This is a genomic window from Bacillus sp. FSL M7-0791 (assembly GCF_038627085.1).
Taxonomy (GTDB): domain Bacteria; phylum Bacillota; class Bacilli; order Bacillales; family Bacillaceae; genus Bacillus; species Bacillus safensis.
The window spans coordinates 2,026,368-2,047,912 of the sequence record NZ_CP152022.1; the positions used below are offsets into that span (position 1 = coordinate 2,026,368).

Below are 21,545 nucleotides of genomic sequence, written 5' to 3' on the forward strand. Positions count from 1 at the left end.
GTTACCCTTCCCCTTTCGGCACAGCTTTTCCAAGATAGAGGTATCCGTCCTTCACTTGCTGCTTATAATGGTCAAGCGGTGCAAGCGGTGGAGTTCCGGGTACGTTTGTACCATCCTTGTCGTACAGCCCATAATGGCACGGGCAGAAAAATTTGTTTGGATTTTTCGGATCACTGTTCCAGTTCACTGTACATCCTAAATGTTTACAGATCGGCGATAAAGCGACAATTTCATCCCCTTCTTTGTACACCCATGCTGACCTAGATTCCTTTGACTCGTACCATGCATCTACTTGATCAATTTTAAAGTCAAAGCGCTTCGGTTCCTTTGTCAGTTCATCTACACTGACAACTTGAACCATATCCTGATCCTCTGTTCCTTTTAGCACAGGGTCAAGCGCAAAGCGAACCATAGGCATGAGCATTCCAGCGGCCATAAATCCCCCCACGCCGGTCAACGTGTAATTCAAAAATTGACGCCTGGACACTCCATGTCTCTTCTCGCTCATTTTTTTCTCCCCCCCTCAGGTCGTCAGCTACTTTATAACTGAATTAGAAAAAATTTCATAAAACTAGGACACCCTCATAATATATCAATCTATTCACAAGGTCAACATCCTAAAAAGCTATGTACAATGCAAATGTAAGGGTTTTTATGAAGGGTTCCATTTTTGTAACAAAAAGTTCAAAATTTGTTCTACACTGTCTTGAATGACTTTTTGCTTTAATTCAACCTTCAAATGCTCCAGCGGAACCGGCTTGAGCAAAAATAGCGATTCACTGATCTCAGTATGCTCTTTCCACTGGTGATCAGATGTGATCAATACGACATGCTGAAAATGATCCTTGAGCGACTGCTTCATTATGAGTATATCTTCTTGTTTCCGGTCACTCACTTCCAAATATGTATGTGACGGAAAAAGAAAAACCCGCCCTTTTAACTGTCTTTCAAGTTCATCTGCTACAAGAATAGTAAACTCTCCTAAAGACACGGTTTGTTTCATTTGATCCGCATCAATCCCAACTAATGGAATGATAGCGGTATCAATGTAAGTTTTAGATTGCAAAAAGCGATCCGCGTCCTCTGCTTGAAACCTCATCAATTTCCCCTCTTTCATGACATAAGCCCTGCCTGTGTAGGGCAAGGCTTATTCGTTCAGTTTATGACAATAGGCTTAATTCTTTTGCCAGCTTATTAAATGTTTCTTGATCATGACGGTCAAGTGCTTCATCTATCTCTTTCATGAGCCGTTCTTTTTGGAAAGTTGCGATTGAGTGCTCAAGCACTTTCTCAGCAAGATCCTTATCTTTTTCGTTCTCATAAAGATCCTTTGGAATATGAGGATTTGTTTCAAGAACAGCTGCATATTCCGGCGAACGATAAGCAGAACGGAAATTCAATTGAATAAACAAATCCTGCTGTTTATTCAAACGAATATCATGAAATGACTTTTCAGCATCTGTCGTCATGATGTTTTCTTTATAAAATCTAAAGGGAACTTCATCCACACAGTGTGTTGACATAATGATTCCCCTTGGGCAAAATTCTGCTTGCTCTACAAAATGAACCTTTTCCATCAAAGAGTCGTGACTCATTAAATAATTTAATATCCAAACACACTCTCTTCGCTTTAGTTGATAATGGTTTAAGAACCACCGGATAAATTCCTTTTTTTCATTGACAGAAACAGGGGTCTGCATGTTATTCCCTCCTCTATCGTAAATTAAATTGCTATACATGAATTATTCAACAAACCAGTTCTTCATTCCTGCAAACTATAAGGAAATTTCGTCTTCAATTCTTAAAATCGTTTCTTCAATTTCTTCATTCGTGCCATCTTTCTCTAAAACTTTGCGTAATAACGGCAATGCTTCTTTTTGTCTGCCCTCTTCTAAAAGGAACGAAGCGTATTCATATAAGAAGTCACGCTCCTCATCAAAATCAGGCAGGGCAAGCTTGAAATACTCGGCAGCTTCTTTGTATTCTTCTCGCCCGACAGAAGCAGATGCAGCATACCAATTCCATTTTGGATCATCTTCCCCAAAGCTTTTAGCCTCTTTAATAACATCCAGAATTTCATCAAACAGCTCTTCATTTAAATAGATCGCCAGCAATGTTTGAACTGCTTCAATATAACCCGGATCGAGAGCAAGTGCTTCTTGAAGCAGTTTTTTCGCATCTTCTGAATCCCCATTTTTCAAATCAATCTTGGCACCATATAAATATAATTCTTTGTTATACTCATCAACTTTAATACCCTCTTTTACTACCTCTAAAGCCTCGTGATATAGTCCTTCTTCCTCATAACTTTTCGCTAAAGGCATATAAAGTGACGAATAGGACGGATCAATATCTTTCAGTTCTGTAAGCTGCTGAATGGCTGTTTTCGTTCTGCCAGCCCTCATTGCTGTAAATCCGTAGCCAAAAAGAGTATTCGGGTCTGCTTGATCTTTTACTGCCTTTTCGTACCATTCAAGTGCATCCTCAAATTCTCCAGCTGTGCTGAGCGATTCAGCGAGCCGCTGATACACATTGACACCGCCAACCTTATGCTGCTGATCTGCCACTTTGTAGAAATAATCGGCCGCTTTTTTTGAAAGGCCTTGAGAAAAATACAACTCACCTAATGCAAAATCGATGATGGCTTCATTCGGAAGTAGTTCTTTCGCTTTTAAAAGCTTTTGTTCACTGACTTCAAATAGTCCTTGCATTTGATACAAATCTGCCATTAACAATAAACTCTCTGGGTACGCATCATCATCTTCAGGAATCGTTTCTAATACTGAAATCGCCTTCTCTTCTTCATCAGAGTCAATCAACAGCTCTGCATAAAAACACGTTAAACCTGTTTCCTCTGGATATAAATCATGTAAATCACTGATGAGATTCCGTGCTTTATCGATATCTCCCCAATCATAATATAATTGAGCCGCTTGCGCCTTTTCTTCATCATGCAAATGCTTCTCTGCTTGAGCAAGTGTTTGGAGTCCTTTTTCAGTCTCACCCGCCTCAACTAATTTTATGGCTTCTTGTAATGAACTATTCAAATCAAACCGTTCCTTTCTGTTTCCAAAAACCTAAACTATTGTTACTTCATATCATAATCGACAGGTACACATCCAGCAAATATGTTGCTCTTTTAAAATGAACCCATTTTTGTGTTTTAAAGACTGTTTTTCATTTCATCCTATACGAAACTGATGATTTGTAAACTGCAGACACTATTTTTATCGGACAAAATGTTTTTTTTCAAGGTTTCACCTTGAGACAAGCTATGCTATATTTCTGACAAATATGCCAAAGGAAAGAAAAAGCCTGAGGACCTCCTCAGACTGTTTTCGTTAAATATTCAATGTGTTCAAAGAAATTCGGGTATGAGACACGAACAGCATCTGTATCTTCAATCTCAATTGCTTGCTTTGTCACACATGCGGCAATTCCCAGCATCATACCGATACGGTGATCTCCGTAGCTTGAGACGACTGCGCCGCCTTGAAGCGTAGTTTTACCATGAATCTTCATACCATCATCTGTTGCTTCAATATCAGCACCGAGTTTTTTAAGTTCTGATACGACTGTATCAATTCGATTGGTTTCTTTAACTTTTAACTCAGCAGCATCTTTAATGATCGTTGTTCCTTCTGCTTGGGTCGCAAGAAGCGCAATAATCGGAATTTCATCGATGAGTCTTGAAATCATGTCACCAGAAATTTCAATCCCTTTTAATGATGAAGTAGAAATCGTTAAATCACCATACGGTTCTCCGCCTTTGGCATCTACTTCATTGATCTCAAGGTTTGCACCCATAAGTTTCAGCACATCAATAATACCTGTTCTTGTTTTGTTTAGCCCGACATTTTTTAAGACAATCCGGCTGTTAGGAACGATTGATCCAGCTACAAGGAAAAATGCAGCTGAAGAGATGTCTCCAGGAACAAATATATCTGTTGCTGTTAATGTCTGGCCGCCTTCAATGGAAACACTTTGTTCATCTTCATCTAGTTTTACACCAAACATAGAGAGCATTCTTTCTGTATGATCTCTTGATTTATGTGGTTCAGTTAATGTTGTTGTACCCTCTGCTTGCAGCCCAGCTAAAAGGACAGCCGACTTAATTTGTGCACTTGCCACCGGAGACTCATAAGAGATGCCTTTTAAATGACCGCCACGAATAGACAGTGGTGTATACTCGCCATTTGCTCTGCCGTCTATTTTGGCTCCTAGTTGTTTCAGCGGACCCGTCACACGTTTCATTGGTCTTTTGGCAATACTCTCATCACCAATTAGTGTACTGTGAAACTCACAACCAGCTAATATTCCCATCATTAATCGAATGGTTGTACCAGAATTGCCAACATCGAGAATGTCAGACGGCTCCTTGAGCTCTTTCAGTCCTTTACCATGAATGACAACATCTGTCCCTTGTTGTTCAATTTCAACGCCCATCTTTCTAAAGCAATCAATCGTACTTAAACAGTCAGCTCCAGGAAGAAAGTTTTTCACTACTGTGGTCCCTTCAGCAATTGCACCAAACATCACTGATCTATGTGAAATAGATTTATCACCTGGGATATGAATTTCTCCATTCATAGGAGCATTTTTATGAATTTTCATGTTTGTCACCTCAGTCAGCATAAAATGTATCGTAATTCGCTCTATTTTTTATACAGATTTCTGCACGCTTGCGGTCGTCGTCTGTTTGAAAACTAATGCGTAAAATCCCATTAATGTCTTCCCGCGTCTCAATAATACGGATATTTGTAATACTAATATTTTCACTTGCTAGATACCCTGTAATCTCCGATATGACCCCAGGGTGATCCGGAACATCGACATACAGATCATAAAAAGCAGGAATGGCTCCTTTTTTCCTTAGAGGCAGTCCATCACGATATTCCTTTGCATCTTGAAAATAAGAGAACAATCCTTCAGCATCTTCTTGCTCTACGAAGTTTTCAATGCGGTTAATCTCTTTTTTCCATTCATGAAAACGGTCTAAAATCTTGTGTTTATTGTGCAGCAGGATATCCCTCCACATTGCAGGATTGCTTGAAGCAATTCGTGTGATATCACGAAAGCCTCCAGCAGCAAACCGTTTCACAAGTGGGAATTGTTCTTCAAAATGATGTGCTTGATGCACAAGGCTGGCTGCAACAATATGAGGAAAATGGCTAATTACACTTGTCACAGCATCATGTTCTTCTGGTGTCATCTCGATGAAATGAGCATTTGTCCCCTTTAACAAATCCATCAACCGATCAACAGCTTGGCGGTTTGTTTCCTTTGCAGGCGTTAAAATGTAGAACGCATTTTCAAATAAGAAGTCTTTTGCTGCAATAACACCTGACTTATGAGAGCCTGCCATTGGATGTCCACCAATAAATTGGTACTGCTCAGGCAGCGCTTTTTCAGCAAAATGGACGACCTTTTGCTTTGTGCTGCCGACATCAGTGATTGTGAGCTCTCTTTCAATTCCAGAGTCTGCAATATCACTAAGCATCTTTACTGTTTGCTGGACAGGTGTTGCCAAAATAATGGTCGAAGATTCTTCTAAACCAGCCAGAAACGAATCAGCTGTTGCATCAATAATTCCCAGCTTTGTTGCAGCAACCATTTGCTCTTTGGAAACATCAAATCCTACAATTTTTTTATGAGGATACTCTTTTTTAATCGAGAGTGCAATGGATCCCCCAATTAAACCGAGTCCAGCGATTAATATTGTTTCGTTTGCATCATTCATATTCATCACCTGATTTTTCGCGAAAATTAAACAACCTATTTCAACAGCTTATATGTATTGAGGTTGGTACAATGAAAGCCATATCCTGCCTTAGGATATGACTTTATGGTTATGCTACGCACGAATGCCTTGCAGTAAATCGGCAAGTGTGCTTAGAATGTCTTCATTTTGCTCTTTTGTTCCGACGGTAATACGTAAAGAAGTCGGAAAACCAAGTGCTTTACCGGAACGAACAATGTAACCTTTTTTCAATAATGCATTGAACAATTCATCTGCATCTCTTTTAAAATCAATCAGCACAAAGTTTGTTTGAGATGGATAGATATATAGTCCAAAACAGTCTGCAAAATCTTGATATTGCTTGAGACCTGCTTCGTTTTTTTGTCTGCATGATTGTATGAAATCTTGATCTTTGATCGCTGCACGAGCAGCTGCCTGAGCGATACGGCTGGTATTAAACGGCTCTCTCGCTGGTTCAATGGCAGTAATCAGCTCTTCTGATGCAATTCCGTAGCCTACGCGAAGCGCTGCAAGTCCATATGCTTTAGAAAACGTTCGAAGGACAATGACATTTTGATAATTGTGTAATAAAGATAAACTGTTTGGAAAATCTTCCGCACGAACGTATTCAAAATACGCTTCATCTAGAACAACAAGCACGTGAGCTGGCACTTCGTCTAAAAACGCCACAATCTCAGATTCTGACAAATGATTTCCTGTCGGGTTATTTGGATTACATACCCAGACAACCTTCGTGTTTTCATCGATCGCATCCAGCATGCCCTTCAGATCGTGAGCTCCTCCTTCTAAAAGAGGCACTTCTCGAATTTCAGCATGTTCAATCACTGCATTGTGACGGTATTGCGGAAAAGATGGAGATGGGATGACGGTATTTGTATGTTGGTCAAGGAAAGCTCTCGCAATAATTTGCACAAGTTCATCTGAGCCGTTCCCGAAAATTAATTGTTTTTCACTTACTTGAAGAAACTCAGCAAGCTCCGTTCTTAAACTTGCGCTGTACCCATCAGGATAAATCGCTAAATGTTCGAGCTCAGCTTGTATAGCCTCTCTTGCATGTACAGAACATCCAAAAGGGTTTTCATTTGAAGCCAATTTCACAATTTTGTCTAATTGATATTCTTTTTTGACCTCTTCAATTGGTTTCCCAGGTTGATACGGTTTTAGCTGTTTTAATTGATCTTTGATTTGCAAAATGTTTCACCTCATTTGAATGAATAGAGGGGACTAAATGTTTTTGCATATGTTTCAAATTCTCTTAAAGCCTCTTGACGTGTATCACTTGCCAGCAATTGTTCTTGAAGCTCTTCAATTTTTTTCACAAGTGCACTTCCGACAACAACACCGTCACTCAGTTTATTCATTGAGTCTACCTGCTCTCTTGTTGAGATGCCAAAACCGACCGCAACCGGTATGTGACTCAGCTGTTTCACTTGTTGAATAAAATCTGTAATTGACGCGTCAAAGGATTGTCTGACACCTGTTACACCAAGAGATGAAACACAATACACAAAACCTTCTGCCTGCTCTACAATGTTTACTAATCGTTCCTTGCTTGTTGGTGCAACGAGTGAAATATATGAAATGTCATGTGTTTGACAGTTCTTTTGCAGCTCGCTGCTCTCTTCAAACGGCAAGTCGGGTGTTAAGAGTCCCGAAATATGATTTTTGTGCAGTAAAGCGAAAAAGTATTCTGTGTCTAATTGTAACACAGGATTATAATACGTAAATAGAATTACAGGAATTTTTACACCGTTTTTTTTCATCTTCCCTGCTAATTCTATCGCTTTTACGATATTCATGCCATGATTTAGAGCTCTTTTGGAGGCTCTTTGAATGACAGGACCGTCTGCTAATGGATCGGAATAAGGAACACCGAGTTCAATCGCATGTGCACCGGCTGCTTGAAGGGAGATAGCTAAATCAATCGTGATGTCTTCTGACGGATCTCCAGCTGTGATAAATGGGATAAATAATTTTTCGTCTTGCTCTAATTGAAATCTAATCATTTTGTTTTCCCCTCACTTTCGAGCACGTTCATTAATGTATGCACATCCTTATCGCCTCTTCCTGACAGGCAGACAAGGACGATTTCGTCTTCATTCATCGTCTTGCTTACCTCAAACGCTTTGGCTAGCGCATGTGCAGATTCAATTGCTGGCAGAATTCCTTCTTTTTCAGTCAGCAGCTTTAGTGCATCTAGTGCTTCTTGATCTGTCGCACTCACATATTCAACCCGTCCGCTCGCATGTAAATATGCGTGTTCTGGTCCAATTCCCGGATAATCTAAACCAGCAGAAATAGAATATGGCTCAATAATTTGGCCAAATTCATCTTGAATTAAATATGTCAAAGACCCATGGATCACACCTTTGGTTCCTTTCGTGATGGTTGCAGCATGGAGCGGCGTATCGATTCCTTTTCCAGCTGCCTCTACACCAATGATATCTACTTCTTCATCTAAAAATGCCCGGTACATTCCAATGGCATTACTTCCGCCGCCAACACAGGCAATGACTTTATGAGGAAGCCTTCCTTCTTTTTCAAACAGCTGCTCTTTTGCTTCATCACCAATCATGCGCTGGAACTCGCTGACGATTTGAGGATACGGATGAGGGCCTACAACGGAGCCAATCATATAAAAATGATCACTGCAGTGCTGAACCCAATAGCGGATGGCTTCGTTGGTTGCATCTTTTAGTGTGCCATTTCCGCTTGTGACAGGTATGACTTCAGCGCCCAGCAGTTTCATTCGAAAGACATTGAGTGATTGTCTTTCCACATCTTCTTTTCCCATAAATACCGTGCAGGATAACCCGAACTTTGCGGCCACCGTTGCAGCAGCTACTCCGTGCTGGCCCGCGCCTGTTTCTGCGATGATGTTTGATTTCCCCATTTTTTTCGCAAGCAGGGCCTGACCAAGCGCATTGTTAATTTTATGAGCACCCGTGTGGTTTAAATCTTCTCTTTTTAAATAGATTTTTGCCCCGCCGAGGTATGCTGATAATTGGTCAGCATATGTAAGCGCAGTTGGTCTGCCTGAATAGTTTCGAAGTAGTGATACATATTCTGCTTGAAAAGCAGGGTCTTCTTTTAATTCACGAAATGCCTGCTCGATTTCTGCAAGTGGCTGCATGAGCGTTTCCGGGACAAATTTCCCTCCGAATTCTCCGTATCTGCCAATCTCATTTGGATATGCGTACATTATTTAACATCCTTTCTTCGAGCGCTTCGATCTTAGCGCTGCTTTTCTTTCCGTTTTCTTCTATTCCGCTTGAAAGATCGATCGCTTCTGGACCATAGGCAAGGAGCTCTGCTATCGTTTCTGGTGTGATGCCGCCTGCAATTATGCAAGTTTTCTCCAGCCGTTTTGCATGCTTAACGTATGCAGGCACCGCCTCCCAAGCAAAAGCTGTTCCAGAGCCGCCTCTCATCCCTTTTACTTTCGCATCAATGAGAAAGCCATCGACAACAGGTGCAAATGCCGTCATTTTTTCAAGCGTGTTTGTGATATTGGATGCGTGGTGGAACACTTTCCAAACGACAGCCCCTGTTTGTTGTTTGATTTCTTTAGCGTCATCCTGCGTTTCATCTCCATGAAGCTGTACGATATCTAAAGGTATATGTTTTGTGATCTCACACACTTTTTCGATCTTTTCATTTACAAAAACACCGGCAATTTTTTTCTCACACTTTGTTTGGATGAGCCATTGTTTCACTTGATCTGGCTGGACTTGTCTTTTACTTGGAGCAAAAATAAATCCAATGGCATCTGCGTGAGATTGCGCAATACATTCCACATCATCTTGTGATACTGCCCCGCAATATTTTACATAAGGCTTCACCCTGTTCATTCTCCAAACAATGTCTGAACGGCTTTTTCTTGTGATTGTTCTCTCATTAATGATTCTCCTACAAGAACTGCACCCGCTCCATGTTTCTTCACAAAGGCCAGATCATCAAATGTTTGAATACCGCTCTCACTCACTAGTAAAACATCTTTTGGAACAAGGGGTGCGATCTCTTTTGTTTGTTCGACAGTTGTTGTAAATGTATTTAAATTCCGGTTGTTCACTCCAATGATTTCAGGAGTGAACAACTTTAAAATATTTTCCAGTGTATCTGCTGCATGTACTTCGACAAGGACATCAAGGCCTTTCTCTTTCGCTTCAGCATAGAGTTCTTGCAGCTTTTGCGGCTCAAGTACTTCTCCAATTAATAAAATGGCATCTGCCCCTATACGTCTTGACTCTTCTACCTGTATGGAGTCAATGATGAAATCTTTTCTTAAAATTGGACGATCTACGTGTTTTTTAATGAGGGATAAGTATTCGTTTTTCCCTTGAAAGAACGGTTCATCCGTTAAAACAGATAAGCAATCAGCGTTTGATTTTTCGTAAGCTTTTGCTGTTTGTAAAGGATCAAAATTCGGTTGAATGATTCCTTTGGAAGGAGACGCTTTTTTCACCTCCGCAATGAGACCAATTGAGCGATGAGGATTCATGAGTGCTTCTTTAAATGATCGTCTTTCAAAGTGTCCATCTACTGGTAACTGCAATGTTTGAATATGTTCTTTTTTGCGGGCAATGATTTGATTAAGCATAGATCTCTTCCTCTCTCGTTTTTTGTTTTAATCGAGCCAATTGTTCTTTGGCTGCGCCGTTTTTAATTGTTTCAATCGCTTTTAATGTTCCGGCCATGAGGCTTTCTGACTTCCCTGCGACATATAAAGCGGCGCCAGCATTCAGGGCTGTAATATGAAGCGGCGCCCCTTCTGTTTGATGATTCAATATATTCTGAATCAATTTAGCACTCTCTTCCGGTGATTGGACCTGAATTTCTGATAAATATCCTTTTTGCAGCCCAAAGTCTTCTGGATTGAGTGTATATTCTGTCATGACATCTTTTTTGAGTTCAATCACATATGAATTTGCTGTAATCGTTAATTCATCCAGTCCATCTTCTCCGCAAACAAACAGCACATGTTCTGGCTCTAACGGTGCAAGGGCTTCTGCCATCAATTTTGCCTTTTCCTTTGAGTAGACACCGATGATTTGCTTTTTGGCTTGCATTGGGTGGCAAAGCGGGCCTAAGAGATTAAATACCGTCCGGAAGCCGAGCTGCTTGCGGACTGCGGCTACTTGTTTCATAGATGAATGATACAATGGTGCAAATAAAAAGCCCATGTTTTTCTCTTGTATTTGTCTTCTTGTTTCTTCTGGTGTGGATTGAATATGAATCCCAAGACACTCTAGTACATCGGCACTCCCGCTTTTAGAAGAAACTGATCGATTTCCGTGTTTGGCGATTTTGGCTCCAGCAGCGGAAGCGACAATGGCAGCGGCAGTTGATATATTAAAGGTGGAGAGTCCATCGCCTCCTGTGCCGCAAGTATCTACTACATCAAGCGCTCGTTCCATTGGTGCTGCATTTTGCCGCATGGCTTTCACAAAACCCGTCATTTCTTCAGCGGTTTCTCCTCTATGCGCTAAAATCGAGAGACTCGCAGCGACTTCAGCATCTGTTAAAAAGCCGCTCATCATATCTTGCATGAGTTTATTTGCTTCATTTTCTGATAGAAAGCCTCCATTAACAAGAGCTGATAGTCGGTGATTCATCCTGCACACTCTCCTTTTCTGAGAAAATATGTTCCGCAAGCTGAATGGCTTTCAGAAGTGCTCCTGCCTTGTTACAAGTCTCTTCCCATTCATTTTCTGGGACAGAATCAGCCACAATGCCGGCGCCTGCTTGTATAGAAGCGGTCTGATTTTTGACGCTCATCGTACGAATCGTAATACAGGAGTCGATATTACCGTCGAATCCAATATAAGCAATACAGCCGCCATACGTTTCCCTTGGCTCAGGCTCCATTTCATTTAGTAATTGCATCGCTCTTATTTTGGGTGCACCTGTTAATGTACCTGCAGGGAAAGCGGACATGAGCGCATCGACTGGATGTGTATCCCGCTTTAACTTTCCTGTCACAATGGAGATGATGTGCATGACATGTGAAAAATTCACTACTTTTGTAAAGGTCGGTACGGACACACTGCCGTATTCTGCCACACGGCCTACATCATTTCTGGCAAGATCCACTAACATGTAATGCTCCGCTTTTTCCTTTTCATCTTCAAGCAGTTCTCTTGCTAGCTCAGCATCCTCTTCTCTTGTTCTTCCTCGTTTTCTTGTGCCAGCAATAGGATGAATTTCTAGATGCCCATTTTTAGCATGAATTAATCGTTCTGGCGAGCTTCCGACTAAATCACGATCTTTTAATTTCATAAAATACATATATGGAGATGGATTTACAATCCGAAGCACGCGGTATAACTCAAATGAACTCACTGACACAGGGATATCAAATCGCTGTGAGAGTACGCCTTGGAAAATATCACCCGCTCGAATGTAGTCTTTGATTTTTTCTACGTCTTTTAAAAATTGCGCTTTTTCATAGGTGGACGTCACATGTTCAAAGGACGGCGGCTCATTCATATTCCCTGATAAAATCAGTTCTTTCATATCAACCTTTGAATGGAGCTTGTGAATCATCTGTTCAAGCTGCTTTTGATTTTCTTTGTAAGCGCGTATTTTTTCGTCTTCTGTTTCATGTCCGGTTAGCTCGGTGTACTGGATAAAATGAACATGATTTGTTTCATGATCAAAGGCAATCATCGTTTGGCAGACAAATAATGTGCAATTTTCTGCCAGCGATGCGCTGCTGTGAGGCCTGACAGAGGGTTCAATGTTAGGGATCAGATCGTAGCTTAAGTACCCAACCGCCCCGCCTGTAAATGGGATATCAATATCTGGCGTTTTGATTTGATATTGCTCTTTCATCCAATCTAGCAGTTCTTTCAGCTCTTGCTTTCGCATGACTTCCCGCCCCGCAGCATCACGTGCAATGTATTTGTTTTGGTCATCGTGTAAGGTTAAAAACGGGTGCAATCCAATGAAAGAATATCTCGACCAGCTGGAAGACTCATCTTTGCTTTCTAGCAAATACACAATATCTTGTTTGAGTTTTTCAACAATTTGAATCGGTGAGAGCGTATCGACTGTAATGGTTTCAACAATTGGGATCGTTTTGTGGGACTCACTGTCCTTTAAAAATTGGGTCAAGTTTGATTGGGAATTCATAAGCACACTCCTTAAATGGGTTTAAGGAGAATGAGGGGACATATAGAGGGTTTGTATGAGTATACGAAATAAGCCTAAAAGAGGGTTACTCTTTTAGGCAGTATGATTAAATAGAAGTATCGTATCTCTGCTCAACTCTACTCATCTCAACTACCCTAGTCTCATTCTCATCTTCTCTAAGCTTGCAATGCCGTTTACACCTGTGTGTAAACTTCGGCTGTTCATATCGTATTATAATTCCTTGTTTTTTGTCAACTGTAAATCAGGGCGAAGCGTCACAGCTTCTTCCAAGTACACATGTTGTATGTCTTCCTGCTTTGTATCTGTCTGGACAGTCATTAAGACACGAATACATTGCTTTAAACCGCCATTAATGTCCAGTTCCTGCATACATGTAACAGGTACATATGTCCATCCTTCAAACTGACGAAGTGCTTTTGCCGGAAAAACGGAGTGAATATCTTGTGTAGCTGAAATCAAGATCTGCACGACACGTTCTGGATCTACTTGGTTTCTTGAAATGATCGCTTCTAGCAGCTGTTTCGTTTTGTTTAACACTTCTGTTTCTGTATCTTCTATCACAGTTGTAGCCCCACGTATCCCGCGAAACATCATAGACATCCCTCCTCCCGTTTCCATTCTTCGAGCCAGTAGTGCAGCTCATCTTTTGTGAAAGACTGTAAGGTGACGTCTCCAACCTGTTTTAATAAAACAAATTGAACACTGCCGCCTCTTGCTTTTTTATCACCAATCATCCGGTCAACAAATGTTTTCGTGGAAATATCTTGTGTGACTTGCACCGGGAACCCGAGCTCTTTCATCCACTCTTTTAGTTCCGTACGATTGAAGCTGAGTCCCAGCTGCTTTTCGCTCACATACAGCGCAAACTGCATGCCGATTGCAATGGCATCTCCATGCGTGATGGCGCCGTATCCGTACTCTGCTTCAATGGCATGCCCGAGTGTATGGCCTAAATTCAAAAATGCACGCACGCCTTGTTCTTTTTCATCTTCTTGAACAATTGACGCTTTGACTTGAATGCCTTGATACAGCATATGTGCCAGATCGCTCTTTGATATATCCGTCAGAGAACGAATGGACATCAGTTCTGATAAAAATTCTTCACTTGAAATCAGTGCATGTTTGATGACTTCTGCAAAGCCTGATCTTCGTTCAATTTGAGATAGTGTCTCAAGCATACTAGTATCATAGATCACAGCTTTCGGCTGATGAAACGCACCGATTAAATTTTTACCGAGCGGATGGTTGATCCCTGTTTTCCCGCCAACTGCACTATCATGTGCCAGCAGTGTGGTCGGCACTTGGATAAAATCAATGCCTCTCATATAAGTGGCAGCAGCAAAGCCAGCCAAATCTCCAATTACGCCGCCTCCCAGCGCAATGATGCAGGAGGAACGATCAAGCTGAAATTGAATGGCTTTCGTATGAATATGCTCAAATTCGGCAAAGGATTTTGACTGCTCTCCGCTCGGCACAACCACTTTGTTCACAGGCCACTTCTGCTGAAGTAAGCGAACCATCTCATCACCATAAATGGCATCAACAGCTGCATCTGTGACGATTAAAAGCTTCGTATAGGAATGCCCAGTGGAAGTTATCAAGTCGACGATATTGCGTTTAATCCCATCACCGATAAATACAGGATAAGTGGCTGAAGACGTCTTAACTTCCAGTGTTTTCATTAAAATTCCCTCTGAAGCTGGCGCATTTTCTCAACATTTTCTTTAATGCGGTCGATTTGGTCAAGGCCAAACTGCTCCACAACTGCATTGGCAATTTCCCATGCAACGACTGCTTCTGCAACAACACTTGCAGCAGGAACAGCACAGCTGTCAGATCGTTCAATACTTGCAGAGAAAGGTTCTTTTGTTTCAATGTCAACGCTTTGAAGCGGCTTATAAAGCGTTGGGATTGGTTTCATAACCCCTCTTACGACAATTGGCATACCCGTTGACATTCCGCCTTCAAGACCACCTAGGCGATTTGTTTTTCTCGTATAGCCCTTTTCTTCATCCCAGATGATTTCATCATGGACCTCACTGCCATTTTTAGAGGCTGCCTCGAAGCCAATACCGAATTCAACCCCTTTAAAAGCGTTGATACTAAGTACAGCACCAGCAAGCTTGCTGTCCAATTTACGGTCGTAATGAACATAGCTGCCAACCCCAACCGGCATCCCTTCAACGATGACTTCAACAATTCCGCCAATTGAATCGCCGTTTTTCTTCGCTTCATCAATTGCATCCATCATTTTCTGACCTGCTTCACTGTCATAGCAGCGAACAGGTGATTCTTCTGTTACCTTCTGCAAATCTTCAATAGACTCATATGCTGTATGAGCTGCTTTCACTCCGCCAATTTCAAGAACGTGGCCAGCTACTTTAATCCCTAGATGCGCCAAGATTTGTTTGGCAACTGCGCCTGCTGCTACGCGAACAGTTGTCTCGCGGGCTGATGAGCGCTCTAATACGTTTCTCATATCACGGTGTCCATATTTGATCGCCCCATTTAAATCTGCATGTCCTGGTCTTGGACGGGAGATTTGACGCTTCATTTCACTTTCTTCTTCTTCCGTGATCGGCTCTGCCCCCATCACCTTTGTCCAATGCTTCCAGTCGTTGTTTTCAACAACAAGTGCGATTGGGGAACCTAATGTTCTCCCGTGGCGAACACCACTTAACACTTTCGCCTGGTCTTTTTCAATCTGCATTCTTCTTCCGCGGCCATGACCTTTTTGTCTTCTAGCCAATTCATAATTGATGTCATCCTGCTCTATGTAAAGTCCCGCTGGAACTCCTTCAATAATTGTGGTCAGTTGTGGACCATGTGATTCACCTGCTGTTAAGTACCTCATGACTCAATCTCCCTTCATCGCATTAACGCTTTTAAGTAAAAATATAATAACACACTTGCTACTAAAAAGTCAGCTACATACCCTTCTTTTGATAAAAGAAAGTATCAGCAGATATCAGTCCAAACTTTTCTGGGTGAAAAATTTGCTCTGTAGAACCAACAAATAATACGCCATTTTGTTTTAAACTGCTGCTCATTTTTAAGTAAATTTCTTCTTTTGCCTCTTCAGTAAAGTAAATCAGTACATTTCGGCAGACGATGAGGTCAAGCTGTTTTTCATATGGATCTGCTAAAAGGTTGTGCTTCTTAAATTGAATATGCTTTCGAACCTCATCCTTCACAGTGTAAAATGAAGAATCTTCTTTTGTGAAATATTTTTGCTTGATATGATCTGGCACCTCTTGCAGAGAGCGTTCATGATATCTGCCTTTTTGAGCTGACTGCAGAACTTTATCATCAATATCAGTTGCAATAATTTGGAAGTCTTTCACAAAAGGATGGCTTGACAGCAGCATGGAGAGTGTATATGGCTCCTCTCCTGTCGAACATGCTGCACTCCAAATCTTTAAGGTGCCGCCATTTTTCGAAAGCAGCGGCAGGATTTTTTGATCAAGTACTTCCCAGCGCTGATAGTTTCGGTAAAATTCTGACACATTTATCGTCATGCGGTCCATCGTCTCATCTAATAATGCTCTGTCCTTTTCAAGCGCGGCCGCGAATGCTTCAAAATCTTTATATCCTTTTTTATCATAAAGTGAGGTTAATCTCCGTTTCATTTGTGCTTCTTTATATAAATTTAGATCAACTCCGGTTAGTTTTTTCCATTTTCCAACAAATACTTGATATGGATCCATCAATGTCCTCTCCTGTCTCATCTATCTTTGTCCTAGTATAGCTGTTTTTATCGAAAATTTGTATCTTCTCACGAGAAATTTCGTGTAGAAAGTTCAATATAAAAAAAGCCAAAGTGCTCATTAGATGAACACCTTGGCTTGAAACTTAATAAATCCAGCTTGAGATGGTTTGATCCCAGCTTGTGAGTTCTTCTTGTTTGAAGAATAAGTTAATTTCTCTTTCAGCACTTTCTGGTGAGTCTGACCCATGGATAATGTTTTTCCCAACAGTCAATCCATAGTCTCCTCTTATTGTGCCTGGAAGCGCTTCCTTCGGATTTGTTTTGCCGATAATCTGTCTTGTTACGTCTACTACCTGTTCACCTTGCCATACCATTGCAAATACAGGTCCTGACGTAATAAAGTCAACCAATTCCCCGAAAAACGGTTTTTCTTTATGCTCTCCGTAATGGGTTTCTGCTACTTCCTTTGGAATACTCATTAGTTTTGCACCAACAAGCTGAAGCCCCTTTTTTTCGAATCTTGACACAATGTCACCGATTAATTGTCTTTCTACACCATCAGGTTTGACCATAAGAAATGTTTTGTCCATATACGTTTTCCACCCCGTCGTTATGTATGTATAGGCTTACATTGTTACAAAGTGATCGTATCATTTTTTTTTATAATAATCAATTTTTGACAAAAAATTTCACAAAAAAACCAATCAACATCACGTTGATTAGAATTTTCGTTTCCCAATATATTTTGCAATGGAGGCGAGTGACGTTCTCGCTCGTCCTCGAGGAAGTTTGTCGAGCTGTTCAAAGGCTTTTTTCAAATACATTTCACTCACTCGAATCGAGCGGTCGATCGCATCTGTTTGTTTGAGGCTTTCAATGACAGGCTCCAGCTGCTTCTCCGTCGTTTCACTATTGATCAGCTTCAATTGACCTTCTAGCGTCGGATTTTTCAGTGCATATAAGACTGGGAGTGTGACATTCCCTTGTAAAAGGTCTCCTCCGACAGGCTTGCCCAGCTCTTCTTCAGTTGATGTGAAATCAAGGACATCATCAATGATTTGATAGGACATGCCGACATAGTATCCAAACCAATAGAGGGCTTTATGTGTTTTTTCATCTGTACCTGCTGCAATGGCGCCTAATTGACAGCTGCCTGCAATGAGCAAGGCTGTTTTTCGTTTGATTCTTCTTAAATATGTACGCAGGTTTTGATCCATATTATATTTATCTTTCACTTGCTCTATCTCACCAAGACAAAGCTCGACGACCATTTTTGACAAAATTTCATGTGCCATTGGGTGATTGATTTTTGTCATGTATTCAAGTGATCTCGCAAACATATAATCCCCTGTGTACATGGCAATTCTGTTATCCCATTTTGCCTTTATCGTTGGTTTGCCTCTTCTCAGCTCTGCATCATCAATGACATCATCGTGAACAAGTGATGCCATATGAATCAGCTCGAGGGCAACGGCAACATATTTAATTTTATTAATGTCATAGTCACCAAACATGCCTGAAAGGAGAACAAAAACGGGGCGGATTCGTTTTCCGCCCGCTTGCAGCAAATGAAGACCTGCTTCACTTAATAATGCATAATCAGAGCGAACTGTTTGTTCAAGCTCTTTTTCAATTATATCGATATCATGATTTAAAAAAGAGATCATTGCTTTTAATTTCATTATCTTCACCCAAATATCGTTTATTCAAAGCTTCTTTCCGATATGTGTTGCTGCTACACCGCCTGTAAATGGATGATACGAGACATCAGACAACCCGGCCTCTTCGAACAGAGCCGCCAGCTCTTTCATGCCAGGGAACGTTTTGGCTGATTCTTGAAGCCATGAATACTCCTGATAGCTTTTGGCAAACAATTTACCAAAGAGCGGCATAATGTATTTGAAATAGATGTAGTAGCCCTGTTTAAAGCCGATCATCTCAGGCTGTGAAGTCTCCAGACAGACAACCATTCCGCCAGGCTTCACTACTCTTGTCATTTCCTTGAGCACCGTTAAATAATCAGGAACGTTTCTAAGTCCAAAACCGATGGTGACATAATCAAATGAGTTGTCCTCAAAAGGGAGCTCCATCGCATTGCCATGAAGCAATTCAATTTGTTTGTAGCCCCCAGTCTTCACCTTCGTTTCTCCAACACTCAGCATGTTTTTACTGAAATCAAGGCCTTTGACCTCGCCTTTTTCTCCAACAGCATCTGCAAGCGCAATTGTCCAATCGGCTGTCCCGCAGCATACATCTAATGCTTTAGACCCTTTTTGCACATTCATAAGTTTCATTGTTTTATCGCGCCATTTTTTATGCTGTTTAAAGCTGATGACAGAGTTCATTTGATCATAGTTTTTATAAATTTTTTCAAATACACCGTGTACTCGCTGTTCTTTTGATTGCTGCATGACTTACCCTTCTTCCACTTTCTGATGGTACGCAGGCTCATTTTTCATATGATCCAAGCGATTTAATAGCTCTTTTTGAACGACCGGAGATGAAACAAGATGCTCCTTGATCGTTCGTTTGGCCTTTTCATAGCCTTCATTCTCAAAATTGTCAAAGCACGAATAGGCGTCCGTATAACGATCGTTCAAAAAAAGTTTTAAATGTTTGTCATTTTCTGCTTGTTTCATGAAGCGTTTATAAACAAGAAAACGACTTGCAATCTCATTCCAATGCGTTAATTGAAAATGCTCAGAAATCCTTTGGAAAAGCGCAGATTCAACTGTAGCTACACTTTTGTAAAAGTGCGCTGCATCTTGAATGGACCGGTCATACAGTCTAATTTTATGTTCATTGATCTCTTTGATCGCCGTAGCGAGCGTGCGGATCATATAAATGTCTTTCATGTCAGAGAGAAGAGAATAATAGAGACCGCTGAAATAGTCTCCTGCCAGGATGGTCAGCTGACGATTTTTGAATTCGTCTTGCTTGATGGCTGCAGCAGTTGTGACTTCGTCATGGGTATCAAGGGCAATTTGCACAAGCATCGCCGTTAAAATATAATTTTCTTTTTTCTCTGCATCAATTTGAGCTTCTTCAAACATTGCATGAAAAAGAAGGAGCTTATCTTCATCGATGAGTGGTGCGCGTAAATGCTTCGCCAAATAAGGATGAGAAAGCTTTTTATTTAATTTTATATTTAGATTAGATAAAATTCCGTAGATGTCTTGCAAAGATATCACCCTTGTCCCAAAAATTACAGTTTCATATGTAGACCTGCACATTGTATAGAGATTTATTATACCATATCAGCTCTCACTTTTATGCTATCAAGTGCTACAAGTTCTTTATTTCTTTGCTTCGCTTTGAATTTCGCCGAAGCTTGTTTGAATGACAGCATCGCCTCTTACTTTGATCGCTGACGTATGCTCAGTAAATTGTGCAATGATCACTTCACCTTTATCGAGTTTCTCGGAATGGTGAAATCTTGTATCAGAGCCTCTTGTCAGGCCGATGACGTTTACACCATTATCAATGGCTTTAATCACCACAAAATCAGATGCTTTATTTTCACTCATTTTGTTCACCTTCCATCTATTGAATTAGTCGTTTTTAATAAAGGAAAGCACTTCTGCTCTTGCGGCTGCATCATTTGCAAATGTGCCGCGGACTGCTGAGGTCACTGTTTTAGCGCCTGGCTTTTTCACTCCGCGCATCGTCATACACATATGCTCTGCTTCAACGACAATCATCACGCCATGCGGATTAAGTGTTTCCACCATACTATCTGCAATGGTTGATGTAATGCGTTCCTGAAGCTGCGGGCGTTTAGCCACGGCTTCTACAGCTCTTGCCAGCTTACTAAGTCCCGTTACTTTTCCTCCGCGCGGAATATAAGCGACATGGGCTTTCCCGTAGAAAGGCACAAGGTGGTGTTCACACATTGAATGGAAAGCAATATCTTTTACAAGGACGAGTTCTTCGTGGTCTTCGCCAAAAATGGTTTTAAAATGTTCTTTTGGATCTTCATTTAATCCCGAGAACACTTCTTCATACATTTTTGCGACTCGTTTTGGGGTATCAAGAAGTCCTTCACGATCCGGATCTTCTCCGATTGCTTTTAATATATCGCGTACTGCGTGTTCGATTAATTCTTTATTTATTTCACTCATGTATTATATCCTCCAAAGGCGATTACATTTCATTCAGATTCTAGCACACTTCAGATCCTAAAAGCAAAGGAGAGCGTTCTAAACGAACCTTTTGATTCAAAAGGAAAAGCCCCTTATGAAAGGGGCTTTTCTAGACCAGTGTGAAACTGTATATGTATAACTCCTTCAACAGGATCATTACACATAACGATTATTTACCTGCCACCGCGTCTTTAAGTGCTTTACCTGGTTTGAAAGCAGGTACTTTGCTTGCAGGGATTTCGATCTCTGCACCAGTTTGTGGGTTACGTCCTTTACGAGCTGAACGCTCACGTACTTCAAAGTTACCAAAACCAATAAGTTGGATTTTGTCACCATTTTTAAGTGCATCTAAAATTGTATCAAAAACAGAATCAACTGCTTTTGTCGCGTCTTTTTTAGATAACTCGCTTGCTTCAGCAACCGCGTTAATAAGTTCTGTCTTGTTCATGCCTTTCACCTCCTCCCAAAAATATGCATTCAGTAGATTGTTATCATTTCTTCACAATTCGTCTTCTTTCTATACCCTTTTTCAGAAAAAAAGAGCGTCTAGAAAGCGTTATACATGGCTTTTCATTAGAAAACGTCTCTTTGAAGGAATGTTTGTCCAACAAAGTGAAGATTTTCTGTAAGTAGATTAACACATATGAAATACCATATCAAGCATTTTAAAGGGAAGAATCCTTATTCGTCAAGGATTAAGGGCACTTTTGCGAACGAATATTCCTAATTTCAGCCTGAATCTGACTAATCTTTATACAATTGTCTTTTTATGACTCAT

The 21,545-nt window shown here is 40.9% G+C and carries 24 protein-coding genes; all 24 read right to left on the bottom strand.

The window, feature by feature from the left end:
* Position 1 precedes the first annotated feature (1 nt).
* The 24 genes from MHI08_RS10255 to hbs all read right to left on the bottom strand — a co-directional run bounded on the left by MHI08_RS10255 (position 2) and on the right by hbs (position 21,215).
* Positions 2 to 508 carry a ubiquinol-cytochrome c reductase iron-sulfur subunit gene (locus tag MHI08_RS10255; RefSeq protein WP_007500911.1) on the bottom strand — a complete coding sequence of 169 codons (507 nt, stop codon included), beginning with the start codon at positions 506 to 508 and terminating at the stop codon, positions 2 to 4.
* A gap of 144 nt (positions 509 to 652) precedes the next feature.
* Entirely contained in the window at positions 653 to 1,099 is a 447-nt protein-coding gene (locus tag MHI08_RS10260; protein WP_342499612.1) for a YpiF family protein, read from the bottom strand.
* Positions 1,100 to 1,160: 61 nt separating this feature from the next.
* Positions 1,161 to 1,700 (bottom strand): ReoY family proteolytic degradation factor, encoded by a 540-nt coding sequence (locus MHI08_RS10265; protein WP_008344562.1) that lies wholly within the window; start codon positions 1,698 to 1,700, stop codon positions 1,161 to 1,163.
* Between the two features lie 75 nt (positions 1,701 to 1,775).
* Positions 1,776 to 3,047, bottom strand: a complete 1,272-nt coding sequence (locus MHI08_RS10270) for a tetratricopeptide repeat protein (RefSeq protein ID WP_342499613.1) — start codon at positions 3,045 to 3,047, stop codon at positions 1,776 to 1,778.
* 280 nt (positions 3,048 to 3,327) lie between these two features.
* Positions 3,328 to 4,614, bottom strand: a complete 1,287-nt coding sequence (gene aroA / locus MHI08_RS10275; protein WP_025093063.1) for a 3-phosphoshikimate 1-carboxyvinyltransferase — start codon at positions 4,612 to 4,614, stop codon at positions 3,328 to 3,330.
* Positions 4,615 to 4,624: 10 nt separating this feature from the next.
* Positions 4,625 to 5,740, bottom strand: coding sequence for a prephenate dehydrogenase (locus tag MHI08_RS10280; RefSeq protein WP_025093062.1), 1,116 nt, complete (start codon positions 5,738 to 5,740; stop codon positions 4,625 to 4,627).
* 114 nt (positions 5,741 to 5,854) lie between these two features.
* Positions 5,855 to 6,952: a histidinol-phosphate transaminase gene (gene hisC, locus MHI08_RS10285; RefSeq protein WP_342491946.1), complete on the bottom strand. Its 1,098-nt coding sequence runs from the start codon at positions 6,950 to 6,952 to the stop codon at positions 5,855 to 5,857.
* A gap of 11 nt (positions 6,953 to 6,963) precedes the next feature.
* The gene (gene trpA / locus MHI08_RS10290) at positions 6,964 to 7,767 is read right to left on the bottom strand and encodes a tryptophan synthase subunit alpha (RefSeq protein ID WP_342491947.1); all 804 of its coding nucleotides are present in this window, start codon (positions 7,765 to 7,767) and stop codon (positions 6,964 to 6,966) included.
* Positions 7,764 to 8,963 (bottom strand): tryptophan synthase subunit beta, encoded by a 1,200-nt coding sequence (gene trpB / locus MHI08_RS10295; RefSeq protein ID WP_342491948.1) that lies wholly within the window; start codon positions 8,961 to 8,963, stop codon positions 7,764 to 7,766. Before trpB ends, trpA begins: the two co-directional genes overlap by 4 nt.
* The gene (locus tag MHI08_RS10300; RefSeq protein WP_268423878.1) at positions 8,944 to 9,612 is read right to left on the bottom strand and encodes a phosphoribosylanthranilate isomerase; all 669 of its coding nucleotides are present in this window, start codon (positions 9,610 to 9,612) and stop codon (positions 8,944 to 8,946) included. The genes trpB and MHI08_RS10300 overlap by 20 nt, the downstream gene beginning before the upstream one ends.
* On the bottom strand, positions 9,609 to 10,361 hold the full coding sequence (trpC, locus tag MHI08_RS10305; protein ID WP_025093058.1) for an indole-3-glycerol phosphate synthase TrpC: 753 nt from the start codon (positions 10,359 to 10,361) through the stop codon (positions 9,609 to 9,611). The genes MHI08_RS10300 and trpC overlap by 4 nt, the downstream gene beginning before the upstream one ends.
* A complete protein-coding gene (gene trpD, locus MHI08_RS10310; protein ID WP_024428092.1) occupies positions 10,354 to 11,376 on the bottom strand; it encodes an anthranilate phosphoribosyltransferase in 1,023 nt (340 codons plus the stop codon). The genes trpC and trpD overlap by 8 nt, the downstream gene beginning before the upstream one ends.
* A complete protein-coding gene (trpE, locus tag MHI08_RS10315) occupies positions 11,348 to 12,895 on the bottom strand; it encodes an anthranilate synthase component I (RefSeq protein ID WP_342491949.1) in 1,548 nt (515 codons plus the stop codon). Before trpE ends, trpD begins: the two co-directional genes overlap by 29 nt.
* A 231-nt stretch (positions 12,896 to 13,126) precedes the next feature.
* Positions 13,127 to 13,510 (bottom strand): chorismate mutase, encoded by a 384-nt coding sequence (aroH, locus tag MHI08_RS10320; protein WP_095408883.1) that lies wholly within the window; start codon positions 13,508 to 13,510, stop codon positions 13,127 to 13,129.
* Complete coding sequence (gene aroB, locus MHI08_RS10325) at positions 13,507 to 14,598, bottom strand: 3-dehydroquinate synthase (protein ID WP_144470973.1); 1,092 nt, start codon at positions 14,596 to 14,598, stop codon at positions 13,507 to 13,509. Before aroB ends, aroH begins: the two co-directional genes overlap by 4 nt.
* A complete protein-coding gene (gene aroC, locus MHI08_RS10330) occupies positions 14,598 to 15,770 on the bottom strand; it encodes a chorismate synthase (protein ID WP_024422806.1) in 1,173 nt (390 codons plus the stop codon). The genes aroB and aroC overlap by 1 nt, the downstream gene beginning before the upstream one ends.
* A 73-nt stretch (positions 15,771 to 15,843) precedes the next feature.
* Complete coding sequence (locus tag MHI08_RS10335) at positions 15,844 to 16,623, bottom strand: protein-glutamate O-methyltransferase CheR (RefSeq protein WP_342499614.1); 780 nt, start codon at positions 16,621 to 16,623, stop codon at positions 15,844 to 15,846.
* Between the two features lie 145 nt (positions 16,624 to 16,768).
* Positions 16,769 to 17,215, bottom strand: a complete 447-nt coding sequence (gene ndk, locus MHI08_RS10340) for a nucleoside-diphosphate kinase (protein WP_024422808.1) — start codon at positions 17,213 to 17,215, stop codon at positions 16,769 to 16,771.
* Positions 17,216 to 17,344: 129 nt separating this feature from the next.
* Positions 17,345 to 18,307: a heptaprenyl diphosphate synthase component II gene (gene hepT, locus MHI08_RS10345; protein ID WP_024422809.1), complete on the bottom strand. Its 963-nt coding sequence runs from the start codon at positions 18,305 to 18,307 to the stop codon at positions 17,345 to 17,347.
* A gap of 24 nt (positions 18,308 to 18,331) precedes the next feature.
* On the bottom strand, positions 18,332 to 19,036 hold the full coding sequence (locus MHI08_RS10350; RefSeq protein ID WP_024422810.1) for a demethylmenaquinone methyltransferase: 705 nt from the start codon (positions 19,034 to 19,036) through the stop codon (positions 18,332 to 18,334).
* Positions 19,037 to 19,039: 3 nt separating this feature from the next.
* Positions 19,040 to 19,807 carry a heptaprenyl diphosphate synthase component 1 gene (locus tag MHI08_RS10355; protein ID WP_024422811.1) on the bottom strand — a complete coding sequence of 256 codons (768 nt, stop codon included), beginning with the start codon at positions 19,805 to 19,807 and terminating at the stop codon, positions 19,040 to 19,042.
* Between the two features lie 114 nt (positions 19,808 to 19,921).
* Positions 19,922 to 20,152, bottom strand: coding sequence for a trp RNA-binding attenuation protein MtrB (mtrB, locus tag MHI08_RS10360; protein WP_008344541.1), 231 nt, complete (start codon positions 20,150 to 20,152; stop codon positions 19,922 to 19,924).
* Between the two features lie 24 nt (positions 20,153 to 20,176).
* A complete protein-coding gene (gene folE / locus MHI08_RS10365) occupies positions 20,177 to 20,746 on the bottom strand; it encodes a GTP cyclohydrolase I FolE (RefSeq protein ID WP_003215789.1) in 570 nt (189 codons plus the stop codon).
* Between the two features lie 190 nt (positions 20,747 to 20,936).
* On the bottom strand, positions 20,937 to 21,215 hold the full coding sequence (gene hbs, locus MHI08_RS10370; RefSeq protein ID WP_003215863.1) for a non-specific DNA-binding protein Hbs: 279 nt from the start codon (positions 21,213 to 21,215) through the stop codon (positions 20,937 to 20,939).
* Positions 21,216 to 21,545 lie beyond the last annotated feature (330 nt).

What these genes read in the sequence shown, in the direction of transcription:
- ndk (WP_024422808.1), bottom strand. Translation starts at nt 17,215, where the DNA reads ATGGACAAAACATTTCTTATGGTCAAACCTGATGGTGTAGAAAGACAA.
- hepT (WP_024422809.1), bottom strand. Translation starts at nt 18,307, where the DNA reads ATGAAATTAAAAGCAATGATCTCTTTTTTAAATCATGATATCGATATA.
- MHI08_RS10255 (WP_007500911.1), bottom strand. Translation starts at nt 508, where the DNA reads ATGAGCGAGAAGAGACATGGAGTGTCCAGGCGTCAATTTTTGAATTAC.
- trpD (WP_024428092.1), bottom strand. Translation starts at nt 11,376, where the DNA reads ATGAATCACCGACTATCAGCTCTTGTTAATGGAGGCTTTCTATCAGAA.
- trpC (WP_025093058.1), bottom strand. Translation starts at nt 10,361, where the DNA reads ATGCTTAATCAAATCATTGCCCGCAAAAAAGAACATATTCAAACATTG.
- MHI08_RS10280 (WP_025093062.1), bottom strand. Translation starts at nt 5,740, where the DNA reads ATGAATGATGCAAACGAAACAATATTAATCGCTGGACTCGGTTTAATT.
- mtrB (WP_008344541.1), bottom strand. Translation starts at nt 20,152, where the DNA reads ATGAGTGAAAATAAAGCATCTGATTTTGTGGTGATTAAAGCCATTGAT.
- trpE (WP_342491949.1), bottom strand. Translation starts at nt 12,895, where the DNA reads ATGAATTCCCAATCAAACTTGACCCAATTTTTAAAGGACAGTGAGTCC.
- aroB (WP_144470973.1), bottom strand. Translation starts at nt 14,598, where the DNA reads ATGAAAACACTGGAAGTTAAGACGTCTTCAGCCACTTATCCTGTATTT.
- folE (WP_003215789.1), bottom strand. Translation starts at nt 20,746, where the DNA reads ATGAGTGAAATAAATAAAGAATTAATCGAACACGCAGTACGCGATATA.
- trpA (WP_342491947.1), bottom strand. Translation starts at nt 7,767, where the DNA reads ATGATTAGATTTCAATTAGAGCAAGACGAAAAATTATTTATCCCATTT.
- trpB (WP_342491948.1), bottom strand. Translation starts at nt 8,963, where the DNA reads ATGTACGCATATCCAAATGAGATTGGCAGATACGGAGAATTCGGAGGG.
- MHI08_RS10300 (WP_268423878.1), bottom strand. Translation starts at nt 9,612, where the DNA reads ATGAACAGGGTGAAGCCTTATGTAAAATATTGCGGGGCAGTATCACAA.
- aroC (WP_024422806.1), bottom strand. Translation starts at nt 15,770, where the DNA reads ATGAGGTACTTAACAGCAGGTGAATCACATGGTCCACAACTGACCACA.
- MHI08_RS10260 (WP_342499612.1), bottom strand. Translation starts at nt 1,099, where the DNA reads ATGAGGTTTCAAGCAGAGGACGCGGATCGCTTTTTGCAATCTAAAACT.
- hbs (WP_003215863.1), bottom strand. Translation starts at nt 21,215, where the DNA reads ATGAACAAGACAGAACTTATTAACGCGGTTGCTGAAGCAAGCGAGTTA.
- aroH (WP_095408883.1), bottom strand. Translation starts at nt 13,510, where the DNA reads ATGATGTTTCGCGGGATACGTGGGGCTACAACTGTGATAGAAGATACA.
- aroA (WP_025093063.1), bottom strand. Translation starts at nt 4,614, where the DNA reads ATGAAAATTCATAAAAATGCTCCTATGAATGGAGAAATTCATATCCCA.
- MHI08_RS10350 (WP_024422810.1), bottom strand. Translation starts at nt 19,036, where the DNA reads ATGCAGCAATCAAAAGAACAGCGAGTACACGGTGTATTTGAAAAAATT.
- MHI08_RS10265 (WP_008344562.1), bottom strand. Translation starts at nt 1,700, where the DNA reads ATGCAGACCCCTGTTTCTGTCAATGAAAAAAAGGAATTTATCCGGTGG.
- MHI08_RS10335 (WP_342499614.1), bottom strand. Translation starts at nt 16,623, where the DNA reads ATGGATCCATATCAAGTATTTGTTGGAAAATGGAAAAAACTAACCGGA.